This window comes from Curtobacterium ammoniigenes NBRC 101786, assembly GCF_001571045.1.
GTDB classification, from domain to species: Bacteria; Actinomycetota; Actinomycetes; order Actinomycetales; family Microbacteriaceae; genus Curtobacterium; species Curtobacterium ammoniigenes.
Map to the genome: position 1 here is coordinate 38,211 of NZ_BCSV01000003.1, position 21,543 is coordinate 59,753.

18 protein-coding genes and 4 tRNA genes are annotated in these 21,543 nt (G+C 69.0%); 12 read left to right on the plus strand and 10 right to left on the minus strand.

What is annotated here, in order from left to right; genetic code table 11:
• The first annotated feature begins 37 nt into the window (after positions 1-37).
• Complete coding sequence (locus CAM01S_RS07205) at positions 38-1,480, plus strand: helix-turn-helix transcriptional regulator (protein WP_066518812.1); 1,443 nt, start codon at positions 38-40, stop codon at positions 1,478-1,480.
• Positions 1,481-1,534: 54 nt separating this feature from the next.
• Here CAM01S_RS07205 and CAM01S_RS07210 read toward each other — a convergent pair whose 3' ends face one another.
• A complete protein-coding gene (locus tag CAM01S_RS07210) occupies positions 1,535-3,634 on the minus strand; it encodes an acyl-CoA dehydrogenase family protein (protein ID WP_066518815.1) in 2,100 nt (699 codons plus the stop codon).
• 228 nt (positions 3,635-3,862) lie between these two features.
• Here CAM01S_RS07210 and CAM01S_RS07215 point away from each other — a divergent pair, with 228 nt between their 5' ends.
• Entirely contained in the window at positions 3,863-5,326 is a 1,464-nt protein-coding gene (locus CAM01S_RS07215) for a peptide MFS transporter (RefSeq protein WP_066518818.1), read from the plus strand.
• A 344-nt stretch (positions 5,327-5,670) separates the two neighbouring features.
• On the opposite strand, the gene CAM01S_RS07220 is transcribed toward CAM01S_RS07215, so the two are convergent.
• The 5 genes from CAM01S_RS07220 to CAM01S_RS07240 all read right to left on the minus strand — a co-directional run bounded on the left by CAM01S_RS07220 (position 5,671) and on the right by CAM01S_RS07240 (position 11,746).
• Positions 5,671-5,964: a hypothetical protein gene (locus tag CAM01S_RS07220; RefSeq protein WP_157071469.1), complete on the minus strand. Its 294-nt coding sequence runs from the start codon at positions 5,962-5,964 to the stop codon at positions 5,671-5,673.
• Between the two features lie 9 nt (positions 5,965-5,973).
• The gene (locus CAM01S_RS07225) at positions 5,974-9,375 is read right to left on the minus strand and encodes an ATP-binding protein (RefSeq protein ID WP_066518822.1); all 3,402 of its coding nucleotides are present in this window, start codon (positions 9,373-9,375) and stop codon (positions 5,974-5,976) included.
• A complete protein-coding gene (locus CAM01S_RS07230) occupies positions 9,372-10,079 on the minus strand; it encodes a DUF4194 domain-containing protein (RefSeq protein WP_066518825.1) in 708 nt (235 codons plus the stop codon). The genes CAM01S_RS07225 and CAM01S_RS07230 overlap by 4 nt, the downstream gene beginning before the upstream one ends.
• On the minus strand, positions 10,076-11,557 hold the full coding sequence (locus tag CAM01S_RS07235; RefSeq protein WP_066518829.1) for a DUF3375 family protein: 1,482 nt from the start codon (positions 11,555-11,557) through the stop codon (positions 10,076-10,078). The genes CAM01S_RS07230 and CAM01S_RS07235 overlap by 4 nt, the downstream gene beginning before the upstream one ends.
• Before the next feature lie 116 nt (positions 11,558-11,673).
• Positions 11,674-11,746: transfer RNA gene (locus CAM01S_RS07240), tRNA-Val, on the minus strand.
• A 179-nt stretch (positions 11,747-11,925) separates the two neighbouring features.
• On the opposite strand from CAM01S_RS07240, the gene CAM01S_RS07245 reads away from it, so the two are divergent.
• The 3 genes from CAM01S_RS07245 (at position 11,926) to CAM01S_RS07255 (ending at position 12,234) form a co-directional block, all read left to right on the plus strand.
• Positions 11,926-11,998 (plus strand) — tRNA-Gly (locus CAM01S_RS07245).
• A gap of 64 nt (positions 11,999-12,062) precedes the next feature.
• Positions 12,063-12,133, plus strand: a tRNA-Cys gene (locus CAM01S_RS07250).
• 26 nt (positions 12,134-12,159) lie between these two features.
• A tRNA-Val gene (locus tag CAM01S_RS07255) sits at positions 12,160-12,234 on the plus strand.
• Positions 12,235-12,316: 82 nt separating this feature from the next.
• On the opposite strand, the gene CAM01S_RS07260 is transcribed toward CAM01S_RS07255, so the two are convergent.
• Genes CAM01S_RS07260 through CAM01S_RS07270 form a run of 3 tightly spaced genes read right to left on the minus strand, consistent with a single transcriptional unit; the run spans position 12,317 to position 14,658 of the window.
• Positions 12,317-12,568, minus strand: coding sequence for a hypothetical protein (locus tag CAM01S_RS07260; protein WP_157071470.1), 252 nt, complete (start codon positions 12,566-12,568; stop codon positions 12,317-12,319).
• A complete protein-coding gene (locus CAM01S_RS07265) occupies positions 12,565-13,854 on the minus strand; it encodes an MFS transporter (RefSeq protein WP_066518835.1) in 1,290 nt (429 codons plus the stop codon). Before CAM01S_RS07265 ends, CAM01S_RS07260 begins: the two co-directional genes overlap by 4 nt.
• 9 nt (positions 13,855-13,863) lie before the next feature.
• Positions 13,864-14,658: a methyltransferase domain-containing protein gene (locus tag CAM01S_RS07270; RefSeq protein WP_066518836.1), complete on the minus strand. Its 795-nt coding sequence runs from the start codon at positions 14,656-14,658 to the stop codon at positions 13,864-13,866.
• Positions 14,659-14,761: 103 nt separating this feature from the next.
• Between CAM01S_RS07270 and CAM01S_RS07275 the strand changes: the two genes are divergently transcribed.
• The 3 genes from CAM01S_RS07275 (at position 14,762) to CAM01S_RS07285 (ending at position 16,647) form a co-directional block, all read left to right on the plus strand.
• On the plus strand, positions 14,762-15,529 hold the full coding sequence (locus CAM01S_RS07275) for a hypothetical protein (RefSeq protein WP_066518840.1): 768 nt from the start codon (positions 14,762-14,764) through the stop codon (positions 15,527-15,529).
• A 328-nt stretch (positions 15,530-15,857) separates the two neighbouring features.
• Complete coding sequence (locus CAM01S_RS15090) at positions 15,858-16,118, plus strand: DUF3253 domain-containing protein (RefSeq protein ID WP_245631573.1); 261 nt, start codon at positions 15,858-15,860, stop codon at positions 16,116-16,118.
• Positions 16,119-16,305: 187 nt separating this feature from the next.
• Complete coding sequence (locus tag CAM01S_RS07285) at positions 16,306-16,647, plus strand: YciI family protein (protein WP_066518842.1); 342 nt, start codon at positions 16,306-16,308, stop codon at positions 16,645-16,647.
• A 12-nt stretch (positions 16,648-16,659) separates the two neighbouring features.
• Here CAM01S_RS07285 and CAM01S_RS07290 read toward each other — a convergent pair whose 3' ends face one another.
• Entirely contained in the window at positions 16,660-18,015 is a 1,356-nt protein-coding gene (locus CAM01S_RS07290) for an outer membrane protein assembly factor BamB family protein (RefSeq protein ID WP_066518846.1), read from the minus strand.
• Between the two features lie 168 nt (positions 18,016-18,183).
• On the opposite strand from CAM01S_RS07290, the gene CAM01S_RS07295 reads away from it, so the two are divergent.
• The 4 genes from CAM01S_RS07295 (at position 18,184) to CAM01S_RS07310 (ending at position 21,519) form a co-directional block, all read left to right on the plus strand.
• Entirely contained in the window at positions 18,184-18,915 is a 732-nt protein-coding gene (locus CAM01S_RS07295) for an HAD-IA family hydrolase (RefSeq protein ID WP_217999726.1), read from the plus strand.
• A gap of 121 nt (positions 18,916-19,036) precedes the next feature.
• Positions 19,037-19,243 (plus strand): hypothetical protein, encoded by a 207-nt coding sequence (locus tag CAM01S_RS07300; RefSeq protein ID WP_066518848.1) that lies wholly within the window; start codon positions 19,037-19,039, stop codon positions 19,241-19,243.
• Between the two features lie 117 nt (positions 19,244-19,360).
• Positions 19,361-20,686 (plus strand): MFS transporter, encoded by a 1,326-nt coding sequence (locus CAM01S_RS07305; protein ID WP_083527847.1) that lies wholly within the window; start codon positions 19,361-19,363, stop codon positions 20,684-20,686.
• A 53-nt stretch (positions 20,687-20,739) separates the two neighbouring features.
• A complete protein-coding gene (locus tag CAM01S_RS07310; RefSeq protein WP_083527848.1) occupies positions 20,740-21,519 on the plus strand; it encodes a GntR family transcriptional regulator in 780 nt (259 codons plus the stop codon).
• The last annotated feature ends 24 nt before the right edge of the window (positions 21,520-21,543 follow it).

Sequence of the window (21,543 nt, forward strand, 5' to 3'; positions counted from 1 at the left end):
AGGAGAAGAATGCGTGCATTTTCGGTACCGTGTCCAAATGGACGGTGTTCGCAACGACGCGACAGTGCTTGGCAGCCGAATTCGCCATTTCCGAACGGGCGCGGGGCTGACGCTCGAAGCGCTCGGCGCCCGGCTCTCGATGAGCCCGAGCAAGCTCTCCCTCATCGAGAACGGTCATCGCGAGCTCCGCGTGTCCGACCTCGGGCGATTCGCAAGCGCGCTCGGCATCGGCGTCGACGACCTGCTTCGCGATGAGGCTCCGAACCCGCGAGCCGCGCTGGAGCTCGAACTCGGTCGCGCGCAGTCGTCGACGCTCTATCGGACGCTCGGACTGCCCGCGGTGAAGCCGACCCGCGGAACGCCGACGGCCACGCTGGAAGCGTTGGTGGGCCTCCATCGCGAACTCGCCCGCCGCGCCAGCGAGGCGGTGGCGACTCCGGAGGAGGCCCGCCGCGGCAACACCGAGCAGCGGCACCGCATGCGCGCTCGGAACAATCACCTGCCGGACATCGAGCGGATCGCCGAGGAATGCGTCGCCGCGGTCGGCCACACCACCGGCGCGCTGACGCATCGAGAAGTCAGCCGTATGGCGGAGCGCATGGGATTCACGCTGATGTACGTGGACGACTTGCCCCGCTCGGCGCGGAGCATCACGGATCTCGCGAACGGACGCATCTACTTGCCACCGGCCTCGATTCCGGGCGGTCACGGGCTCCGCTCGATGGCGTTGCAGGCGATCGCCCACCGCACGTTGGGTCACCAGCCGCCGGGTTCGTACGCCGATTTCCTGCAGCAGCGGCTCGAGATCAACTACTTCGCCGCGGCGTGCCTCATGCCTGAGGCGCAGGCGGTGTCGTTCCTGCGGCAGGCGAAGGACGCGAAGGACCTTGCAGTGGAGGACTTCCGCGACGCCTTCGGGGTCACGCATGAGGCGGCTGCCCTCCGGATGACGAACCTTGCCACGGAGCATCTCGGGATGCGCGTCCATTTCCTCCGCGTCGGAGACGACGGCGCCGTCTACAAGGCCTATGAGAACGACGATCTGCCGTTACCGGTCGACGTCACCGGCGCCGTGGAGGGGCAGGTCGTGTGTCGTTCGTGGGGCGCGCGACGGGCTGTTCAGCAGCACAACCGCACCACCGAGCACTACCAGTACACGGACACCCCGGCGGGCACCTTCTGGTGCACGACGCAGACCGGCTCCGGGCCGGAGGGCAACTTCTCGATCACCTTCGGCGTCGGGTTCGACGACGCCAAGTGGTTCCGGGGCCGGGACACCCCGAACCGCGAGGTGTCCCGGTGCCCGGACGCGGGCTGCTGTCGGCGGCCGGACGATGCGCTGCAGGAGCGCTGGTCGGGTCAGGCGTGGCCGAGCGCGCGACTGCACGCGCACATCCTCGCGCCGCTGCCGACCGGTCGCTTTCCCGGAGTGGACGAGGCCGAGGTGTACGCATTCCTCGACGCGCACGCGAGCGTCTGACCGATTTCGCTCGCCGCCGTCCTGCCCTGAGTCGGGACGACGACGCGTCGGCGGTCAGCGACCCGGGCGCTGCCCCTTCGGCTTCTTCTCGGGCTCGGGGAGTCGACCGGCGGCACGCTCGGCGGCGAACCACGAGGCCGCCTCCTCCTGGCGAACGCCCTCCGCCCCGGAGGCGATGGCCGCGCGGACATGGCCGGGCTCGTACCCGAAGGTGGCCACGAGTTGCGGAACGAGCGGTCGGAGGCGCGTGACCAGTCGGTCGATGTAGGCCGACACCGCCTGCGCCCGGCTCGACGACAGCCGATTGTGCATGAGGTACCAGGCGAGATGGTCCTCCACACGGCCGAGCGCCCACAGATCGCGAAGCCAGGTCAACACCTGCCGCGTCCCGCCCTCGGGCGCGTCGTCGAGCGCGGTCGTGAAGGCGTCCCACTGCAGGAGCTCGGCGTACGCGCGGGCCGCTTCGATGAGAGCGTGTTGGTGCCGGTTGAACGCCGTCGCCTGAGCCTGAGGGTCCCGTCCCGCTGCACGGAGCGCCAGAGCGATCTCGGCGACCATCGTGTCGACGCGCTCCGCGAGCAGCGACCGCTGCGTCGCGGGGTCCTGCAGATCCCGGACAGCGTGGGCTGTGGAACCGCGGTCGAGCACGTTCTGCTGCAGCGCGCGCACGCCGGACGCGTCGGCGAGCTTGGTGCCGACCTGCGCCGCGACGAATTTCGCGGTGGCTGCTGCGTCCTTCGGGGCTTTCGCGGCGAAGTCGGTCAGCAGTCGCTTTCCGACGAGCTGCAATAGGACCGTGTTGTCGCCCTCGAACGTGACGTAGACGTCGAGGTCGGATCGGAGGCCCACCAGACGATTCTCGGCAAGGAATCCGGCGCCTCCGCACGCTTCACGGGCCTCCTGCAGCGTGTCGAGCGCTGCCCACGTCGACAGCGACTTGAATGCGGCCGCCTCCGTCTCGAGCTGCTCGCGCCGCTCGGGAGTGTCGGCGCGTCCGCTGAACACGTCGTCGAACGTGCGCAGCAGTTGCTCGTGCGCGAACGACTGCGCGAACACGGTCGCCAGCCGTGGGATCAGCCGGCGCTGGTGCTGCCCGTAGTCGAGCAGCACGGTGTCCGCGCCGTCCGGCCCCGGGAACTGCCGACGCTCGGTGGCGTACGACAGCGCGATCTGCAGTGCGAGCTTCTGCGCGACGACCGCCGCGCCGTCGAGGGACACGCGACCCTGGACGAGCGTCCCGAGCATCGTGAAGAACCGACGACCCGGCGAGGCGATCGGCGAGCTGTACGTCCCGTCCTCGGCGACATCGCCGTATCGGTTCAGCAGGTTCGTGCGGGGCACCCGAACGTGATCGAAGTGCAGTCGGCCGTTGTCGATGCCGTTCAGGCCGCCCTTCACACCGTCGTCCTCGCCGCCCACACCGGGCAAGAACGATCCGCCGTCATCGCGGAGGGGGACGTAGAACGCGTGCACCCCGTGATTCCGCTGCCGGGTGATCAGCTGCGCGAACACGACCGCCGCGCGGCCGTCTCGAGCGGCGTTTCCGATGTAGTCCTTCCATGCCGCGCGGAAGGGGGTGTGGATCACGAACTGCTCGGTATCCGGGTCGTAGGTCGCCGTCGTGGCGATGCTCTGCACATCCGAGCCGTGCCCCGTCTCCGTCATGGCGAAGCATCCCGGGATGGTGAAGTCGATGATGCCGGGCAGGAACTCGCGGTGATTGCGCTCGGTGCCAAGGTGCAGGACGGCGGATCCGAACAGCCCCCACTGCACGCCGGCCTTGATCTGCAGCGACGGGTCAGCGGTTGTCAGCTCCTCGAACGACGCGATGTTGCCTCCATGGTTCTCCGCGCCGCCGAACGCGGTCGGGAACGGGCGTTGGATCGCTCCGTGCTCGACCAGAAACCGGCACTGCTCGAAAACGCGGTCACGGTGCGCGCTGACGGTCAGTCCGTCGATGCGGTGGAGTGCCGGATCGAGCGCGAGACGTCGTGAGGTGCGGCGATCATCCGCCCATCGGCCGAGCAGCATCGTCGCGACCGCGTCGACGTCGAATGACGGAGGCCCGTCCAGCGCCGGTGCTGCGGCGGAAGCACGCGTGCCACTCTTGCGTGCGGGGGTCGTCGTGATTCGGGCGGCTGCGGTGTCAACCATCGCTGGTGCTCCTTGACGTCGATGTCGATGCGTTCGCGAGGCTCACGCTAGGAGCGTGGACCGGTGGGCGCACATCGGCGGTGGAGGCCCGACAAGCCTTCCCGAGGTCGTCGACCGGCCGCTCGTCGGAATCCTCCAAGGCGGAGTCGGCACCGACGGGCCAGGACCCGAGGCGTGTGGCCCCTGCGCACACCGGCGATGTCGGCCGACTGACGTACGCTATCCAGTATGCAGAGTACTGATGCGCAGAGCAGGAGACGATTCGACGGGGGATTCTTCGGGCAACCGGCCGCGCTCGCGGCGCCGTTCAGCGTCGAGCTCTGGGAGCGATTCTCGTTCTATGGGATGCAGGGCATCCTGCTGATCTACCTGTACTACTCGGTCGAGAGCGGGGGCTTGGGCGTGCCGCAGGCTGTCGCAGCAGGCATCGTCGGGGCCTACGGCGGTTCGGTGTACCTCTTCACGATCGGCGGTGCCTGGCTCGCGGATCGCCTGCTCGGGGCGGACCGCACGCTCCTCGTGAGTGCTTCGGTAGTGATGGCGGGGCATATCGCACTCGCCGTCGTGCCCGGTCTCCCGGGCGTCGGCGCCGGCCTCGTGTTGATCGCACTGGGCGCCGGGGGAGTGAAGGCAACCTCGACGACGATCGTGGGCGCGCTCTACGAACCGCAGGATCCCCGCCGGGACGGCGGGTTCGCGCTCTATTACCTCGGCATCAACCTCGGGGCGTTCGGCGGCCCGATCCTGACCGGCGTGCTGCAGTCATCGGTCGGGTTCCATGTCGGCTTCGCGCTCGCAGCGGTCGGCATGGCAGCCGGACTGGTGCAGTATGCGCTGCGGCGTCGGCATCTGCCGGATCGCGTCCGCGTCGCCCCGAACCCGATGCCGGCGAAGCAGCTTCGCCGCGCGGCTGGTTGGGCTGGTGTCGCCGTCGCTGCCATCGTCGCAAGCGCGGGAGCGGGTCTCCTCACCGCCGACCGACTCCCGGTCGTCGTAGTGTCGCTGACCGCCGTCGCTGCGGCGGGTCTGTTCGTCATGGTGCTCGCCGCGCCGATCGGCGCCAGGGCACGAACCCGTGTCGTCGGCTTCGTGCCGCTCTTCATCGCCAGTGCCGTGTTCTGGGCGCTGTACCAGCAGCAGTTCACGGTACTGACTGTCTACGGCGATGAGCGGCTCGACCGGATGATCTTCGGGTTCGAGATGCCGGTCGCGTGGGTGCAGTCGATCAATCCGATCATGATCATCGTGCTCTCCGGTGCGTTCGCCGGGCTGTGGACCGCGCTCGGACGACGCCAGCCGTCGACTCCGACGAAGTTCGCGCTCGGCACGATCACGATGGGCCTCGCGTTCTGGCTGTTCTTGCCGTTCGTCGGCAGCGGCCCGAACGGCACACCGTTGCTCGCCCTCGTCGCGATCCTGTTCCTGTTCACGGTCGCGGAACTCCTCCTGTCGCCTGTCGGACTCGCCGTGGCCACCAAACTGGCCCCGGCCCGATTTCAGTCGCAGCTCGTTGCGCTGTTCTTTCTGTCGGTCGCACTCGGCACCGCGGGCTCCGGGGTCCTCGCGCGCGCCTACGAGGCGCTCCCCGAAGCGCACTACTTCGCGTCCATCGGAGGGGCAGCGGTCGTCGTGGGCGGTCTGCTGCTCGCGACCACGCGCCCGGTGGTCCGACTCATGCGCGGCGTCCGGTGACTGGACGGCTCTTCAGCTCCCGGAGCGCGTCGGCGGTGGTTGCACCTCTGGTGCCGTCGGGAGCACCAGGCGGTGCCGATAGGGTGGTCACACCCACCGTCTTCGTGAAAGGAACGAGATGATCGACGTCATCGGCGGAATCATCATCGGCATCGGTGTCGTCGGCGGAGTCGGCGTCTGCATGGCCTTCGGCGCGATGCTGAGCGGATCAAAGGCCGATCGCGCCAAGCACTGACGGAATGCCAAGCACTGACGGAATGCCAAGCACCGACGGAACGCTGCCGCACCACTGATACGGCCTCGGGCTACCCGCTATCCGGGTCGGCCGATCGCGGTCCGAACGCTCAGCTGTCGGCGGCGCCGAGCGGAACCAACTGCCGCGCGGCGACGGTCGCGCGCTCGAACGGGCCTCGGCCATCGACGGTGTACGCCGGACGCTCGAACGCGACCGTCCATGACATGCCGCCACCGACTCCGGGATACCCCACGATCTGATTGCCGCCAGGCGCGACGATGAGGCCGATCGGTTCGTCCTCCCAGTGGTCGCCGCGACCATCGTTGACGACCCGTACGAGCGCGCCGATCCCGAGCGCCGGGCCGTCCACCGACCGGGGAGGGCGGGGGCGCTTCCAGAACATGCGTCCAGGCTAAGCGGTCGACGACGAGCGTCGCACGATCTCCGTCACCGACGAATAGCCCGACTCGGGATGCTTCCGCATCGAGAGGAGCCGCTCCATCGTCGGCTCGAGCGCCGTCACCTTGTCGAGTGGTGCGCTCACCACCAGCTGGAACCCGAGCCGGAGCCACGCCGCGACGGCGCGGCCGGCGAACTCGGAGTCAGCCTTGATGAACGCCTCATCGAGAAACACGGGCGCGAATCTCGGCTTGGGCCGTGTCTCGTCGCCGAGCTGATACCGCAGCGCTGCCCCGACGATGAACGCGACGAGCTCCTGCGTCTCCCCGCCCGACTTGTCGCCGAGCGAGGCGTACACGCCGAGGTCGTTGCCGTCCGCGTCGTACCGCACCGCGGTGATCTCCACGTGTCGTCGAACGTCGAGGACAGCGTCCCGCTCGGTCGTCCGCCCGCGGGGCGCGTCCGGATCGGGGCGGATCGTCGCCATGAAGCGTCGAAGCCGGCGGAACCGCGACTCGAGCGCAGCATCGTCGAGGCGCTCAGCGCCGCCTGCTGAGAGGTCGCGGAGCTCGCGACGGAACCGGGTGACGTCCTCGCGGGCGAGCCGGCGGATCGCGATCCGGAGGCGGTCGCGATTCGCGCCGAACGGCAGCTCCTGGAGGATCTCGTTGACCGGTTCGAGGCGCTCCTCGATCTCGATCACGGCCCGGTCGAATGCGCCGGCGAGCGGAACGAGGTCTTCACCGCTCCACTGCGAGAGCCTCCGGCGCCACTCGCTTCGGCGCATGTGCAAGCCGGTCGCCTCGATCTGCTCGAGGATGCGCAGATAGTCCGGATAGGAGGCTTCCCCCGTTCCGAGATTCGGGTTCGGCCATGCGTCCTGGTAGCGGGCGAACGTCGTTTCGAGCGCAGTCGTCGCGGCCGTCGCGCTGGCGAGCACGGTCGCCAGCCGCTCCTGCAGATGACGGCGCATCCGGACGGCCGCGGCGTCGAAGTCGGCCGCAACTGCTGGCACTCCGACGGCTCCGAGCGCCTCATCGAGGGTTGCGTGCTGCTCGGGCGTGAGTTCGACGTCCCCGGCGCGCTCCAGCGTCTGCGCAGTCGCGTCCTGCGCATCGACGAGAGCGCCGTGCAGCTCTTCCAACTCGCGGAGTGCAATACGCGCGGTCGCTCGCCGGTCGGACGCCGCGTCGACCCGCTGGCGAAGGACCGCGACCGACTCGCGGAGCGACCGAAGTCCATTGTCTGCGCGCAGCATGCCCGCGCGCTCCGCGTCGAGGCGGGCGATGTCGGCCTCGACCGCGGTGATGTCGATCGTGGACCACGACGTGTCGAGACGGTGCTGATGCGCGGAGCGGAGGGCTTGGAGCTGGGTCAGTTCGGTGGCGACGGCGGTGCGGCGGGCCTCCAGATCGGCGAGATCGGCAGCGAGGCTCGTGAGCGCGCGATCGACCTCGGCGATGCGATCGTCGTTCGTGAAACCGATCACATTCGGTTGCCGCCGGTCCCCGTGTTGACCACGCCGTCCGTCTCGGAGCTGCCCGGATCGGGTGACGCGGCGTCCGCCGTCGCCGAGCATGCCTGCGTCGTCGACGCAGCGTGCGTCGATCCGGTCGGACGTGATCCGATTCCACAGCCACGCGCTGAAGGGCGACTCGCGGAGCGCGAGTTTGCCGGAGACCCAGGCCGGATCTCCGTCGACCGCTTCGTGGGGCGCGGTGGGCACGCCCTCGAAGGTGATCCGGACCGGCAGGTGCAGGTCGTCGATCGCGCGACTGAACCGATCGAGTTCCTGTTCATCGACGAGGAGTGTTCGAGCGACGGAGCTGAGGACGGACTCGATCGCGTGCCGCCACGGCTCCTCGCCGGGGAGCACGTCGAGGAGCTCCGCCGCGAACGGGACGTCTTCGGGATCGAGTCCTGCGGCGCGCGCCATTGCCACACGGGCCTCATGCATCGGGAGCGGCATGGCACCCTGCCGCTGCTCCAACGATGCGCGTTCACGTCGGAGTGCTCGCTGCTGCTCGAGGAGGGGGTACTCCTCGCGGCTCACAGCGTCCCGCCGTGCGTCGAGGTCGGCGCGTCGCACGTCGTGCTCGACGAGGAACGCCGCGCTCGCAACGCCAGCGGCAGCGAAGGACTCCGCTGAGTCGATCGGCTCGTCGAGGATGAGGGTGCGCTCGTCGAACAATCGCCGGGCGCGCTGGACGGCGAGCCGCTCTTCCTCTGCGCGAGCGAGCCGGTCCTCGAGCTGCGCGAGGGCGCTGCCCCCGGAGTCCCGAAGCCGCGCTTCCGCCTCGCGGAGCTCGAGTTCGGCCGCCGTGTGTTCGGCGCTCGCAGCCTCGACCTCGGCGCGCGCCGCGGTGCGGCCGCGAGCATTCGCCGCGACCTCGTCATCGAGCATGGCGCGTTTCCGCGTCGCGGCCCACACGTCGACGACGCTGGGTGCGCGGTCCGCTGCGCCGGACCGCGCATCGACGTCGAGGCCGAGCCCGTCGAGGGTTCGGGCATCCTGCCTGCCCGCATCGATCTGTGCGTGGAGATCGCGGATCGGCGCGAGGATGCGAACCTTCCGCTCCTCGGTGTCCATCGCCTCGTACGCGTCGTCGAGCGCGGCGAAGTGGCCGAGCGCGCGGTCTGCCGCGTCGAAGGTCGGTGGCGTCTCGAGCACCATCGCCTTGTACAGACTGTCGACGGTCGGCATGTGCTGTCCCGCCTGGATTCGGGCAAGGAGGCGCATGGCGCGGTTGCCGCCGCCGGCGTCGCCGATCCCGAGCCGCGCCTGCAGCGTGTAGGCGAGCTCCTGGTAGGTGTCGCGCACCACGAGACCCGGGACGCGGCCGGTGAGCTCCAGGTGGTGGAAGCGCGACGGGACCATGGCCTCCAGACGGCGGAGGTCGAACGCGTCGTCGACGGTGGCCATCGTCATCTGAATGTCCGCAACGCCCCGGGCGCGTTTCGGGACGATGTATGCGCGGAGGACGGTGAACCGCCGCTCGTCGTCGTTGCGGAACGTGACGGCGACCGCGCCCCACGTCGTCTGGTCATCGCCCCGGAGATTCACATCGCGGAGGACGCCCGTCTCCGGATCGCGTCGTGTGTCGACCTTGCCGCGCAGGTAGGTGAGCAGATTGCGCTGTTCGGCGCTCCGTGCGCGCCCGGTGGTGGCGTCGTTCGACGCGCCGTTGAACGGCACATCCGACGGCATCATCGCGGCGAGGTACGCGTCCATCAGCGTCGACTTGCCGGTCCCGGATGCGCCTGAGATCAGGGTGGAGGCCGCGGACAGGTCGATCTGCCGGTGACCGTTGAACCCGCCCCAGTTCACGACCTGGAGGCTCTCCGCGCGCCACTGCGCGACCGGTTCGAACAGTGCGGGCGTGGCGTCCGCGGACGGGAGGAGCGTGTCGGTCATGCGTCAGCCTCCTGCGCGTCGGCCAGCCAGCGGTCGAGTTCGGCGAGACGCTCCAGCGGGAGCAGCACTTCGAGCACCGACGCGACGCGGAACCGGTCGGGATCGGATGTCCGAAGCAGAATCCGCGCCGCGATCAGCCGGTCGAGGGCTTTCGTCACGCGGGCGTCGTCCCGCGTGCGGTCGTTGGAACCCGCGGGACGGAACCCCGCAGCGTAATCGACGATCTCACTGCGGTCGACGACGAGCTGGTCGGCTCCGGGCCGGACGTCGCTCCGAAGGCGCATGCGGAGGTACACGAGGACGATCGTCTCCTCCCGCGTGTAGGCGGTGTCGTAGAGGAGCGTCGGGAACGGTCGGCGAGTGCTCTCGGAATGCGCCTGCCGTTTGAAGGCGACCTCGCGGTCGTGGTCGACGTGGAGTTCCAGGAACAGGTCGTTGCAGCGGGATCGGAGGAGCGCCTCCGCATCGACGAGTGCGCGCCACTCGGCCGGGTGCGAGCGGGCGCTGACGTAGCGGTTCTTCAGGATCGCGACGAACGCGCGACGCTCCGGCTCCGCGAGCTGTCCGCTGTCGCCCTCGAACAGGGCGAAGGACGAGTCACCGAAATCGAGGTTCGGGTCGGGCAGCGCTTCCGCGGCGCCGAATTCCGGGTCGTCGGTGCGCAGCGGATCCGGCCGCGCGCCGTCGAGTGTCTCGAAGCTCATCGGGTTCCCTTCTGCAGATTGGCGGAGGGCATGTCGAACGTGACCACGGTGCCGTCGGGGCGGACGGTCAGGTGGGGGGCGAGCTCATCGCCGCGCTCGAAGTCGTCGAGGCCGGTGAGCAGGTGCGCGAGGCCGAAGAGTTCCACGGGCCTCCGTTCCGGATCGGGAAGGTCATTGAACGCGGTGGCGCTGGACGGGGCCGAGCCCTCGAGGGCCGCGCGCAGGACGTCGAGCAGCGGGCCGCCGAACTGGCGGAGGCTGTCGACGTCGACCGGTTCGAGATACATGTCGTCGTCGTCGAGGTCGTCGATCGGCGGCGGAACGGCGTCGGCGTCCGTGTCGTAGAGGCGCTCGCGGAGGTGCGGGGTGGCGGTCGCCGCCGGGAGGAGCGTCAGTGGTATCCGACGTCGGCTGCTGCCAGCCGCGTTCCAGTCCGCAAGTCGCCGGTTGATGCTCCGGAGGACCGCGTCGAGTTCGCGGTCGGCGATGACGTCGTGCGCGACGATCTGGTCACGGAGGGTGGCTGTGAGGCGTCGACGTTGCACGAGCACGTCCTCGACGCCCTGCCGAAGGATCGCGACGGTATTCCGGAACGCCCGGCGCTCGGCCGCGGACAACGCTGCAGCGAACGGGTGCTCGAGGATCGTGGTGATGTCGTCGCGGAGCTGCGCCAGGAGTGCGTCGTCGCGGAGGAGTTCGAACGCGCCCTCGAATGCGCGGCCCTCGGGCGTCGATTCCATCAGTCGGTCAGTGCGGAGGAGGTAGTCGTCCAGGACCTCGGCAATCGGCCGCGCGTCCGTTCGGAACGCTTCGACGATGGTCCGGTGCATCGCCTCGAGTGCCTCCTCGACGCGTTTGAAGTCGCCGGGGAGCTGCCGGATGAGGTCGACGAGATTCGCATACCCGTCACGCATGCGCTGGTCGTCGGCGGCTACGAGCTCAGCACCGGCAGCAACACGCTGTCGCTCCGCCGTCAGCTCGGCGATCTGCGCATCGAGGTGGCGGAGGCGCGCCTCCCGATCCGGGGTCGCCTGCTGCGCCCAGCGGTGCACCGCGTCGACGATCATCGTCAGCCGGGACTCGCTGATGAGCGCTCGGTCTGCGGCGAGGGCGTCGATGAGGGACATCGCCTCGAGCGCATGCGAGGTGAGCGAGTACTGCTCGTCGCCGTCTGGCGAGTTCGAGCGGACGAGCCACTGGGCGGCGACCCACTCGCGGCAGAGGGCACGGCCGATCGGTCCCTCGTTCTCGCCGACCTCTGCCGCAGCCGGAACCCGGGCGCCGGCGCGCGCGAGCCGTGCGATGTGCTCGTCGACCTGCAGATGCATGCGCTCCGCGGGAACGTACTGGACGTCGCGCTCGAAGACGGCGCGGAACACGGCGATCACGGCGGCTGCCGTCGGGCGCGTCATGAGCCGAAGGGTCGGCCGCTCGAGGACAGCCCGGACGCGGCCGAACTGCAGGTCGACGTCGGTCATCGACCTGCGATCCGAGACATCGGGCCGCTCGCTGCGCTGTGCGCGGCACCTGTGGGGCACCAGACCGTGCCGGTGCGGATACCGTCGGCGGAACTGGCGGCGGGGGAGAACATGGGTGGGCGATACCAGACTCGAACTGATGACCTCTTCGGTGTGAACGAAGCGCGCTACCAACTGCGCCAATCGCCCCAGCGCGGCGAACCGCGCCCGTTGATACTAGCGGAGGTTCGGCGCCGTTCCTATTCGCGGGCGGCGGCCGGGTGCGCCGCGTCCCACTGATCCGGACACGCCCGGTCCGGTCGTCTTGTTTTGGCATTCCGTGGGCGGGTCGGATACAGTAACGGAGTCGTCGCGAGAGCGGCGCACATGCGGATGTAGCGCAGTTGGTAGCGCATCACCTTGCCAAGGTGAGGGTCGCGAGTTCGAGTCTCGTCATCCGCTCGAGTGAAAGCTCACCAAAGAGGTTACCCACCGGTAGGTGTCACGGCGACGTGGGCCTCACCACGGTGGGGTGGCCGAGAGGCGAGGCAGCGGCCTGCAAAGCCGTATACGCGGGTTCGAATCCCGTCCCCACCTCAAGCTCGCGGTTTCGCGAGTGCTTTGGGCGATTGGCGCAGCGGTAGCGCGCTTCCCTGACACGGAAGAGGTCACTGGTTCGATCCCAGTATCGCCCACCACACTAGCCCCGGATTTCCGGGGCTAGACTGCGTTCGAAGCGCTGTTTCTGCTTGTAGCCGCTCGGGCCGCGCCGCTACGGCGTCATCGACGAGTGAGCGCGGAGCGATGGTGGCGACCGCGGATCAGCCAGCCCCCGAGCGCCGCCCATGCGCCGACCTCGAGCGTGATGCCGGCGCCGATCACCCACGGCATGAGCGGCGGCAGAAACGAATCGACGAACCACGGCACGAATCCACTGAGGTCGACGGCGTCGAAGAGCATGCTCTTTTCTAAGCCGCGGAGGTTCGAGAACGCTGCATTCTTGACCCACGAACGGGGGACAAAGCGGCTCATTCGCGGGGGAGATTCCGCATCGTCCGAATCGGCGAGAAGAACAGCACCGCGAACGTCCCGACCGCCGCGACGACGAGGCCGCCCCACATCGTCGGCAGCAGCCCGATGCTCCCACCGAGCAGACCGGCGATCGTCGAGGCGATCGGACTGACGCCGTATATGACGAACCGGATCGATGCGTTCATGCGCCCGAGTAGCTCGGGCGGGCAAAGCCGCTGTCGAAAGCTCAACTGCGCGATGTTGTAGTTGACGGCGCCGAAGGACCAGCCGAAGTACCCGACGACAAGCAGCGGTACGGCAAGCTTCGGTATTGCGGCCGCGAGGAGGAATATGACCGCACTGCACGACACGAGCACCTCGCCCCACACGATGATCGGCCCTTCACCGAACCAGCGGGTCAGCCACGGTGCCGCGAGCGCGCCGAGGATGCCTCCACCGGCCCCGATTCCCTGCACGAGACCGTAGACCGCGGGGGAGAAGCCGAGATGCCGCAGGATGAACAGCGACACGAGCGTCGTCACCGTCCCGAGCCCCAGGTTGACGACGCCGGAATTGATCGTGATCCGTCGAAGCAGGTCATCGCCGAACACGAACCGCAGTCCCTCGCCCACCTCTGCGATGAGCGAACGTCGCTCCGCACGCACAACGGGCGGACGCTCGCCGCGGATCGTCGCGACGGCGATGAGCGACGCCAGGTAGCCGAGCGCTGTCGCCACGAGGAGGAACGGCGCGCGAACGACGGTGAGGAGCAGGCCGGACAGGGCCGGGCCTCCCACCCGCGCCACCTGCGCGCTCGCCTGCAGGTGGCCGTTCGCCGGAGCGACATGCTGCGGTTCGACCAGTTCCGGCACGATGCTCTGATACGACACGTCGAAGAACACGGACCCGCACCCCACGACGAGCGCGACGACGTACAGCTGCCAGATGTGCAGCGCTCCGACCGTCCACGCCAGCGGAATCGTCAGCAGCGCGGCGGCGCGGACCGCGTCAGCCGCCATCATCACGTGACGCTTCCGCAACCGGTCCACCCACACGCCGACCGGCAGGCCGATCACCAGGAAGGCGAGCAACTGCGCCGCCGTGAGGAGACCCACCTGCTGTGCGCTCGCGTGGAGCAGCACCACCGCGATCACCGGAATCGCCAGCGTCCCGAGATTCTGCCCGGCCACGCTGAGGCTCTCGCCGATCCAGAGGCGTCGGAAATCGGCGACACGCCAGACGGAGGTTCGCACCGCCTCCGACCCGTCCGTCACCGGAGCCGCAGGATTCGTCCCCCCAGCAGACATCGCGCGAACCTACGGAACCCGACAGAGCAGCTCGCCGTGCAACACCGAGAACCACCCGTCCGGGTGGCTCGCCCAACTGCGCCACGCCTCCGACATGGACTGCAGTTCCTCGGGAGTCGACAGTCCGGTCTCCACGAGCTGCCGCGCGATCGCCGAGTCCACGATCCGATCCGCCCAGAGTCCGCCCCACCACGCACGCTCCTCCGGCGACGCGTACGACCACGTACTGGAGGCGGCGCGCACGTCCGTCAGGCCCGCCGCGTGCGCCCACGCGAGCAACCGCCGGCCCGCATCAGGCTCCCCGCCATTCGCTCGCGCCGCCCCCCGATACCGGTCGAGCCAACGATCCAGCATCGGGCTCGCGGGCCACCACGTGAAGCCGCTGTAGTCGGCGTCCCGCACCGCGACAATGCCACCCGGCTTCGTCACGCGCGCCAACTCGCGAAGCGCCTGGACCGGATCCGACACATGCTGCAGCACCTGGTGCGCGTGCGCCACGTCGAATGTGTCATCGTCGAACGGCAGCGCATGCGCATCAGCGACGGTGAAGGAGATGTTCGAGATGCCGCGCTCCGCCGCGGTCGCTCGCGCCAGGTCGAGTTCCTGCTCGCCGATCTCAGTCGCAGAGACAGCAGCGACCCGCGTCGCCAAATCAACGGTGATCGTGCCGGGACCGGCCCCGAGGTCGAGCAGCCGATCCGTCGACCGAAGGTGCGGGAGCAGATATCCGGCCGAGTTCTCGGCAGTTCGCACCCGATGCGACCGCAGGACCGACTCATGATGACCGTGGGTGTACGCAGGCATGCGTCCATCCTGGCGGGTCGTCGAGCCGTTGAGGGGCTGCGTCCGCACACAACCCGAACATTCGCATGACGATCGGCGAACACCACCGGGTCACGATGACCCCATGAACATTGCATCGCTCACCGCCACGATCTCCGCAGCGCTCGCCGCTGTCGGCACGATCGCCGCCTCGGCCACCGGCGCGACGGCAGCCACCCTCGACTCAGCAACCACGAGCCCCAGCGCCAGCCCGTCGACGAGCGCCTCAGCACCCGCCCACCTGGGCAAGACCGCGAGCCTCGCCGACATCCAAGCAGCCGGAGCGGCCGCGACGGCGAAGCGCATCACCTCGCTCAACACCGCGATCGGCAAGGTCAACGGTGACAAGACGCTCACCGCTGGCGACCGCACCACCATCCTCACCACCCTGAACGCGGACGTCGCCGGCATGCAGAAGCTCGCCGCCACGATCGCCGCCGACACCACCGCACAACAGGCCCGCACCGACTACAAGAGCATCTTCAGCGAGTACCGCGTCTACGTCGTCGGGCTCGCGCAGACCCGCATCGTCCGGATCGACGACCGCGTTCTCGGCGCCACCCTGCAGCACCTCCAGACCGCTGAGCAGAAGCTCTCCGCCCGCCTGACCGCCCACCCGACAAAGGACACCGACGGCGCGAAGAGCGCGCTCAGCGACATGCAGACGCAGATCGCGACCGTGCAGTCCGACGCGCAAGGACTCGGCGCAGCGGCGCTCGCCGTGTCGCCGTCGCAGTGGACCTCCAACCACTCCGCACTCTCCGGCACGGAGGCGAAGGCGAAGAGCATGGTCGCCGCAGCGAAAGCGGCCGCGAAGGACGCATCCACGATCCGCGCAGCGCTCAAGGGCTGACGTCTGGTCGTCGGCAGCGCGGGCGGGCGGTGTTGAGCCGCCAGCCCGCCCTGCCGACGTGCGCAGCAGTTCTGCGCTGCTCGCCCTGGTCGGGCCGCCCTGCCGACGTGCGCAGCAGCTCCTCGCTGCTCGCCCTGGTCCGGATCGGTCGCTGTCAGCCGTGCCGACGATGATCGTTCCCATGGGACGATCGATCCGCTCCGCAGCAGACGCCGAATCACTCGCGGAGGCGCAGCGTGAGCGGACGTGCGCATCCTGCGGGCGTCGGATGCCCGACTCGGCGTCCGCGGAGAGCCGATGGTGTTCCGCGGCGTGCCGGCGTCATCGCGTGACCGAAGCGGACCGCGCACTGGAGCGCGCGATAGCGGCGATGCTCGATGCTCGCGCGTCGAGTGCGACGATCTGCCCGTCAGATGTTGCGCGAGCGCACGCCCCCGAGGAGTGGCGACCGCTCATGGAACCCGTTCGACGAGCTGCGCGTCGCATGGTGGCGCGCGGTGAGCTCGAGATCACGCAGCACGGCAGTGTTGTCGATCCGTCAACGGCAAAGGGGCCGATCCGTCTCCGACGGCCTCGCGGAGGCGGGTGATCCAGATCCGAAGCAACAGACCCAGGCGCCTCGTCCCGGTCTGAAGAAACAGGCGGCTATCCGGTTCGAGCGTGCGAGAATTCCGGCACCGACCGGGACTCCAGTCGCGGCGCTCTCGCCGGGGTCGAGAGCTGGCGTCAATAGGTGTTGGCATGAACAAGCGTTGGCGTGAACAAAGGGGGCCGTGATGACCAAGTACCTGATCTCGTTTCCGAGTGGTGCCATGCGGTTCGAGCCCGAGGAACTTCCGTCGGTCGCTGAAGACGCACATCGTGTGCTTCGTGACGCGAAAGCTGCTGGCGTATGGGTGTTCGGCGGTGGCATCGACGAGGACGTCCCTCCGGTCACGGTCGCAGCAGACGGCACGGTCCGCGACGGAACCTATCCGCAGACGGCGAACATCGAAGGGGGATACGCGGTGCTCGAGTTGCCGACCAGGGAATCCGCGATCGAATGGGCTGCGAAGTTCGCCGCCGCCTGCCGCTGCGACCAGGAGCTCCGCGCGTTCCAGTTCGACCCGGAGAGCTGAGTTCGGCGCCGCTCAGCCGATCGCGTACGCGACGACGCCGGTGTCGGTGCCGAGGAACAGCCTCCCGTTCGACGCGGTCGGGGTGGCGAAGTGTGGCAGCGCCGGCGTCCGCACGGTCAGCAGACGGTGCTCGCTCGATGCGGAGTACGCGACGAGGCCGCCGTCCGGATACTTCGTCGACCAGACGGTTCGCCCGACAATGATCGGCGCGCCGTCCGAACCGGTGAGACGAGGGCCGAGCCGGCGATGCGCGACATCGATCACCTGGAGGCTGCCAGCACGACATGGCACGAACAGCCGTTGGGTCGCCGCATCGTATCCGGCCCCGCCGTCCGGATCGCTCCCGCACACTCCGTGGATCGACGCGACTTCGGAGAGATCCGACGCGCGGAGCAGATATCCCGTGTCGGTCTTGCCGACGGCGAACACCAGCCCGCCCGGCAGAAGGACCGGGTTTCCGGTGGCCAGATCCTCGTCGCCCGCCGCCCGCCGGTCTTTGAAGCTGGCGAGCACGCGGAGGCCGGGGGAGAGCTTGACGACGCTCTCGGTGTACTGCTGCGCGTCGATTCGCGCCGGAAACGGATTCGCGTTCCCTGTCGTCACGATCACGGTGCCGTCCGCGGCGATCGCCGGAGCGCCTCCGGACAGCCAGATCGCGCCCCCCTGACCCTCTCGGGCCACTTCGAAACTCGTGTGCGGACCGCTGCCCGACGCGGGGACGCCGACAATCCATCCGTGATAGCTGCCGCAATCACCCGCGTTGCCGCCGTAGGCGATGTAGACGGTGTCCGATCCGACCGCGAGCCCGGCGCGCTGGAGAAGGTGGACCGCCCGCTCGCCGGCCGGAAGTGGCGGATCAGCGTCTTCGCGCAGTTCCACACGGCCTGACGTCGCGTCCACGCCGATGAGCTCGTGCTCGACGTGACGCTTCGCGTCGAGCACCTCGCCGACCGCGAACACCTCGTTCCGGGCCGTGTCGAGCACGGGCGCGGATGTGATTCCGAGCGGGTCGATGTCTCCGCACCCGGCGACCTGCGCGACGTTGCGCAGCGGTGTGCCGACACGCACGGTCCACAGACGATGTCCGGTCGAGCGGTCGACGGCGACAAGGTCGTCCGCCTCCGTCCCGACGATCACCGCGTGGGCGGTCGCCAGTGGACGACCGAACACGGCCGCACCCATCGAGGCCGACCACACCTGACGGGCGTTCGTCGCGGGAGCGGTCGCCGACGTCGCCGCCGAGGAGGTGATCGGGGTGGCAGTTCGCGCCGAAGGAGCTGGCGACGCGCACCCGGTCAGCGCGAGCAGCGCTCCAGCGAACACGGCGACGAGCCACCGCCGGTATGGCTTCCGCGAGTCGAGACGCACATGTGCAGTCTGTCCCGCAGCGGCGACATCGCGATCAGGGTGCGCCGACGACCGCGACCGCGAAGGGCGCTGCGTGCGACGATGTCGGGGTCGTGCCGGGACGCCCGAAGCGCACCGTAGGCTCAGCCCCGGCAGACCCGTGTGGCCCGACGGACCTGGAGGGACGGCGTGAGCGACGACAGCGTGAACGATCCGAGTGCACCGACGATCCTGCAGTGCGACGTGGTGCTCTTCGACTGCGACGGCGTGCTCGTCGACTCGGACGCCAGTGTGCTCGCGGCCTGGACAACGTGGGCGCGAGAACTCGGACTCGACCCGGAGGCCGTGGTGCGAACCGTGCACGGGCGGCGGTCCGCCGACACGGTGGCCGCCTGGGTGGATCCCGACCGGCGCACGGCGGCGAAGGCGCGCATCGACGCGCTCGAGCTCGCGTCAGCAGGTAGCACGACCGCTCTTCCCGGCGCGCTCGCGCTCCTCACGGCGATTCCGTGCGATCGGTGGGCCGTCGTCACCTCGGGGACGCGGCCACTCGCGACCGCTCGGCTGCGTGCCGCTCACCTGCCCGAACCCGCGATCCTCGTGACAGCCGACGATGTCGACCGGGGGAAGCCCGCCCCCGATGGCTACCTGCGTGCCGCGGCGGAGCTCGGCGCCGATGCAGCGCACGCCGTTGTGGTCGAGGATGCGCAAGCGGGCGTGCGCGCTGCACGTGCCGCGGGGGTCAGCGCCGTTCTTGGGATCGCGGGCGGCGATCCAATCTCGGACCCGGTGGACGCATTCGCCTGGGACCTCACAGCAGTGCGGTGGCGGGGGCGGCGCTCCAACTCGGCATCGGGCGGCGCCGCCGGAGCGCTTGTCGTCCGAGCCGACGCCGCGCGAGGTGCGCGCACGCGTTCCTGACCGGCGGTGGTCGCGGCTCCGGCTGGCCTCCGCCGTTCGCGGTCCGGACACGCATCTTTCACCGCGCAGCCGAGCAGTCGTAGCCTGCAGGAGATCGACCGCGACAGCGCCGGAGGATCCGATGGCAGCAGATCAGGCACGCTCGGAACCGACGAGCGGCGGCTTCATGTTCGACGTCCGCGCCGATAGCGCCGAGCCGCGGACGACAGACCCTGACGCGAACGCCGCGGACGCCGGCGTCCATGACTTCGAAGCGCACGACCCCGACGGGCACGAGGCCCGAGCGGTCGGTGCGTGGATCACGGAGGGGTTCGGGGTCCGCCACTGAGCTTTGTGCTCCTCGGATTGTCCGCGCGATCCGGATCATGGCGTGCGCTCGTGTCGCGTCATCGCGTAGCGTCCCCGCCAACCACTCAATCCTGTAGGAAATAGGAAGGGGATCGGCATGGCCAACGTTGTCCACGCTCGAACCGTCGGAAGCATGCGATGGAAGCGACTCATTCCGGTCGCGATCATCGTTTACATCATCTCGTTCATGGACCGGACCAATATCGGGTTCGCGCTCACGGGCCTCCAGAAAGACCTCGGGATCAATGCCGCACAGCAGGGGCTTGCGGCAGGGATCTTCTTCATCGGCTATCTCGTGCTCCAGATTCCCGGCGGCTATCTCGCCGAGCGGTGGAGCGCGAAGAAGTTCGTCGGGATGATGGTCCTCATCTGGGGTGCACTCGCGATCCTGTCCGGGTTCATCCAGAACTTCTCCGAACTGCTCATCGTGCGGTTCCTGCTCGGCGTTGCCGAGGCCGGCATCTGGCCGGCGATCCTCGTCCTCATCAGCCATTGGTTCCCGGCTGCCGAGCGCGCACGTGCGTACGCGTTCTGGATGATGAACATCGCGATCGCGTCGATCATCACGGCGCCGTTGTCGGGGTGGATCCTGTCGTTCTCGGACTGGCGGATGCTCTTCATCGTCGAGGGAATCTTCCCGTTCGTGATCGCGGCCCCGCTGTGGTGGTTCCTCGTCGCCGACCACCCGCGGGAGGCCTCGTGGGTGACTCCAGGAGAGCGCGACTACATCGAGAGCGCGCTGGAACAGGACCGGATCGCGGCCGGGCATCACGAGAACCTCACCATCCGCCACGTCGTGCGGAACGGCGTCGTGTGGCGGCTCACCATCGTGTATTTCCTCATTCAGATCGGGTTCTACGGGCTGAACATCTGGCTGCCGAAGGTTGTCAAGACCATCACCGGTGGCGGCAACGTCGAAGTCGGTCTCGTCACGGCGATCCCGTACGTCCTCGCCATGTTCGCGCTCTGGTACAACGCGAAAGCAGCCGATCGGACGGGCCGCTACTCCACGCACGTCCTGCTGTCGATGGCGGTCGGCGCGGTGGCGCTCGTGATCTCGGTGGCGACTGGCAGCGACGTTCCGCTCCTCGCGATCGTGTTCATCAGCATCGCGATGGCGGGTGCGCTCGCCTACGACGGACCGTTCTGGGCAGCTGCCTCTCGTGCGATGCCCGTTGCGGTCGCCGGCACCGCGATGGGGCTGATCAACGCGATCGGTAATCTCGGCGGGTTCGTCGGCCCGTATGTCGGCGGATTCCTACAGGACATCACTGGCGGCAGCTTCTTCGCGACGAGCATCTTCCTGGCGTGCTGCCTCCTCGCGGCGGGCCTGGTCATGCTGACCCTGCGGCGTGGCGGCGACCGACCGGTCGGGGTCACCGCGGCGGAAGACACGACCGAAGTCGTCCGGGAGGCGCACTGACCGCCACCGGGACCCGCACCTCCGCAACGGGGCGCTCTGGCTACACTCGGCGCATGATGAGCGCCGCGGAGTCAGAGTTCCCCGTGGTGGGCCGACGGATGCTCGCGGACGAGGTGTACGAGCGTCTGCTCGAGATCCTCATCGACGGCCGCATTCCGGCGGACGCCCCCGTGAGCATCGACGGCATGGCACGACAGCTGGCGGTGTCCCCGACTCCCGTGCGCGAGGCCCTCGCCCGGCTCGAGGCGACGGGACTTGTGCACCGGGTTGCATTGAAGGGCTACCGCGTCGCTCCGATCCTCACGCCTGAGGAGCTCGGCAAGCTGATGGACGCCCGCCGCATCATCGAGGGCGCGAACGCCCGAATCGCCGCGTCGACGTCCGACCCGACCTTCGTCGAGGAGCTCGGCGCATCCATCCGAGCGCTCGAGGTCGCCCCGCACGGCCCCGGCTTCGCCGAGCTCCGCCCCTACTGGCGCGCGGATGAGCAGTTCCACCGGCTCATCGCACTCCGCGCGGACAACCCGTTCCTCCTGCATGCGTTCGAGGCGCTCGGCGGCCAAGTGCAGCGCTTTCGTCTCTACGGGCGATCCGGCGTGACCGACGCAGCCCAGGCAGTAGCCGAGCACAGCGCGATCCTCGATGCGCTCCGTCGGAACGACGAGGACGCCGCCGCTGCCGCAATGGAGGCCCACATCACCGAAGCGCGTCGGCGCGCGTTGCGTGATCGCGAGGAGAAGCTGGACGAGCGAGCGCGGCGGCCCGAGCACGATGGGGGCGTGGAACCGGCGAGCGATGACGGGATGAACTCGTCTGTCGGCCAAACGCCTTGACGACGGCGCTCCGGTCCGTAATCG

Coding starts and splice junctions, on each gene's coding strand:
- CAM01S_RS07300 (WP_066518848.1), top strand. CDS start 19,037: ATGGCAGCAGATCAGGCACGCTCGGAACCGACGAGCGGCGGCTTCATG.
- CAM01S_RS07220 (WP_157071469.1), bottom strand. CDS start 5,964: ATGTTCTGGAAGCGCCCCCGCCCTCCCCGGTCGGTGGACGGCCCGGCG.
- CAM01S_RS07260 (WP_157071470.1), bottom strand. CDS start 12,568: ATGAGCCGCTTTGTCCCCCGTTCGTGGGTCAAGAATGCAGCGTTCTCG.
- CAM01S_RS07270 (WP_066518836.1), bottom strand. CDS start 14,658: ATGCCTGCGTACACCCACGGTCATCATGAGTCGGTCCTGCGGTCGCAT.
- CAM01S_RS07210 (WP_066518815.1), bottom strand. CDS start 3,634: ATGGTTGACACCGCAGCCGCCCGAATCACGACGACCCCCGCACGCAAG.
- CAM01S_RS07275 (WP_066518840.1), top strand. CDS start 14,762: ATGAACATTGCATCGCTCACCGCCACGATCTCCGCAGCGCTCGCCGCT.
- CAM01S_RS07230 (WP_066518825.1), bottom strand. CDS start 10,079: ATGAGCTTCGAGACACTCGACGGCGCGCGGCCGGATCCGCTGCGCACC.
- CAM01S_RS07310 (WP_083527848.1), top strand. CDS start 20,740: ATGATGAGCGCCGCGGAGTCAGAGTTCCCCGTGGTGGGCCGACGGATG.
- CAM01S_RS07305 (WP_083527847.1), top strand. CDS start 19,361: ATGGCCAACGTTGTCCACGCTCGAACCGTCGGAAGCATGCGATGGAAG.
- CAM01S_RS07235 (WP_066518829.1), bottom strand. CDS start 11,557: ATGACCGACGTCGACCTGCAGTTCGGCCGCGTCCGGGCTGTCCTCGAG.
- CAM01S_RS07285 (WP_066518842.1), top strand. CDS start 16,306: ATGACCAAGTACCTGATCTCGTTTCCGAGTGGTGCCATGCGGTTCGAG.
- CAM01S_RS07265 (WP_066518835.1), bottom strand. CDS start 13,854: ATGTCTGCTGGGGGGACGAATCCTGCGGCTCCGGTGACGGACGGGTCG.
- CAM01S_RS07215 (WP_066518818.1), top strand. CDS start 3,863: ATGCAGAGTACTGATGCGCAGAGCAGGAGACGATTCGACGGGGGATTC.
- CAM01S_RS07205 (WP_066518812.1), top strand. CDS start 38: ATGGACGGTGTTCGCAACGACGCGACAGTGCTTGGCAGCCGAATTCGC.
- CAM01S_RS07225 (WP_066518822.1), bottom strand. CDS start 9,375: ATGACCGACACGCTCCTCCCGTCCGCGGACGCCACGCCCGCACTGTTC.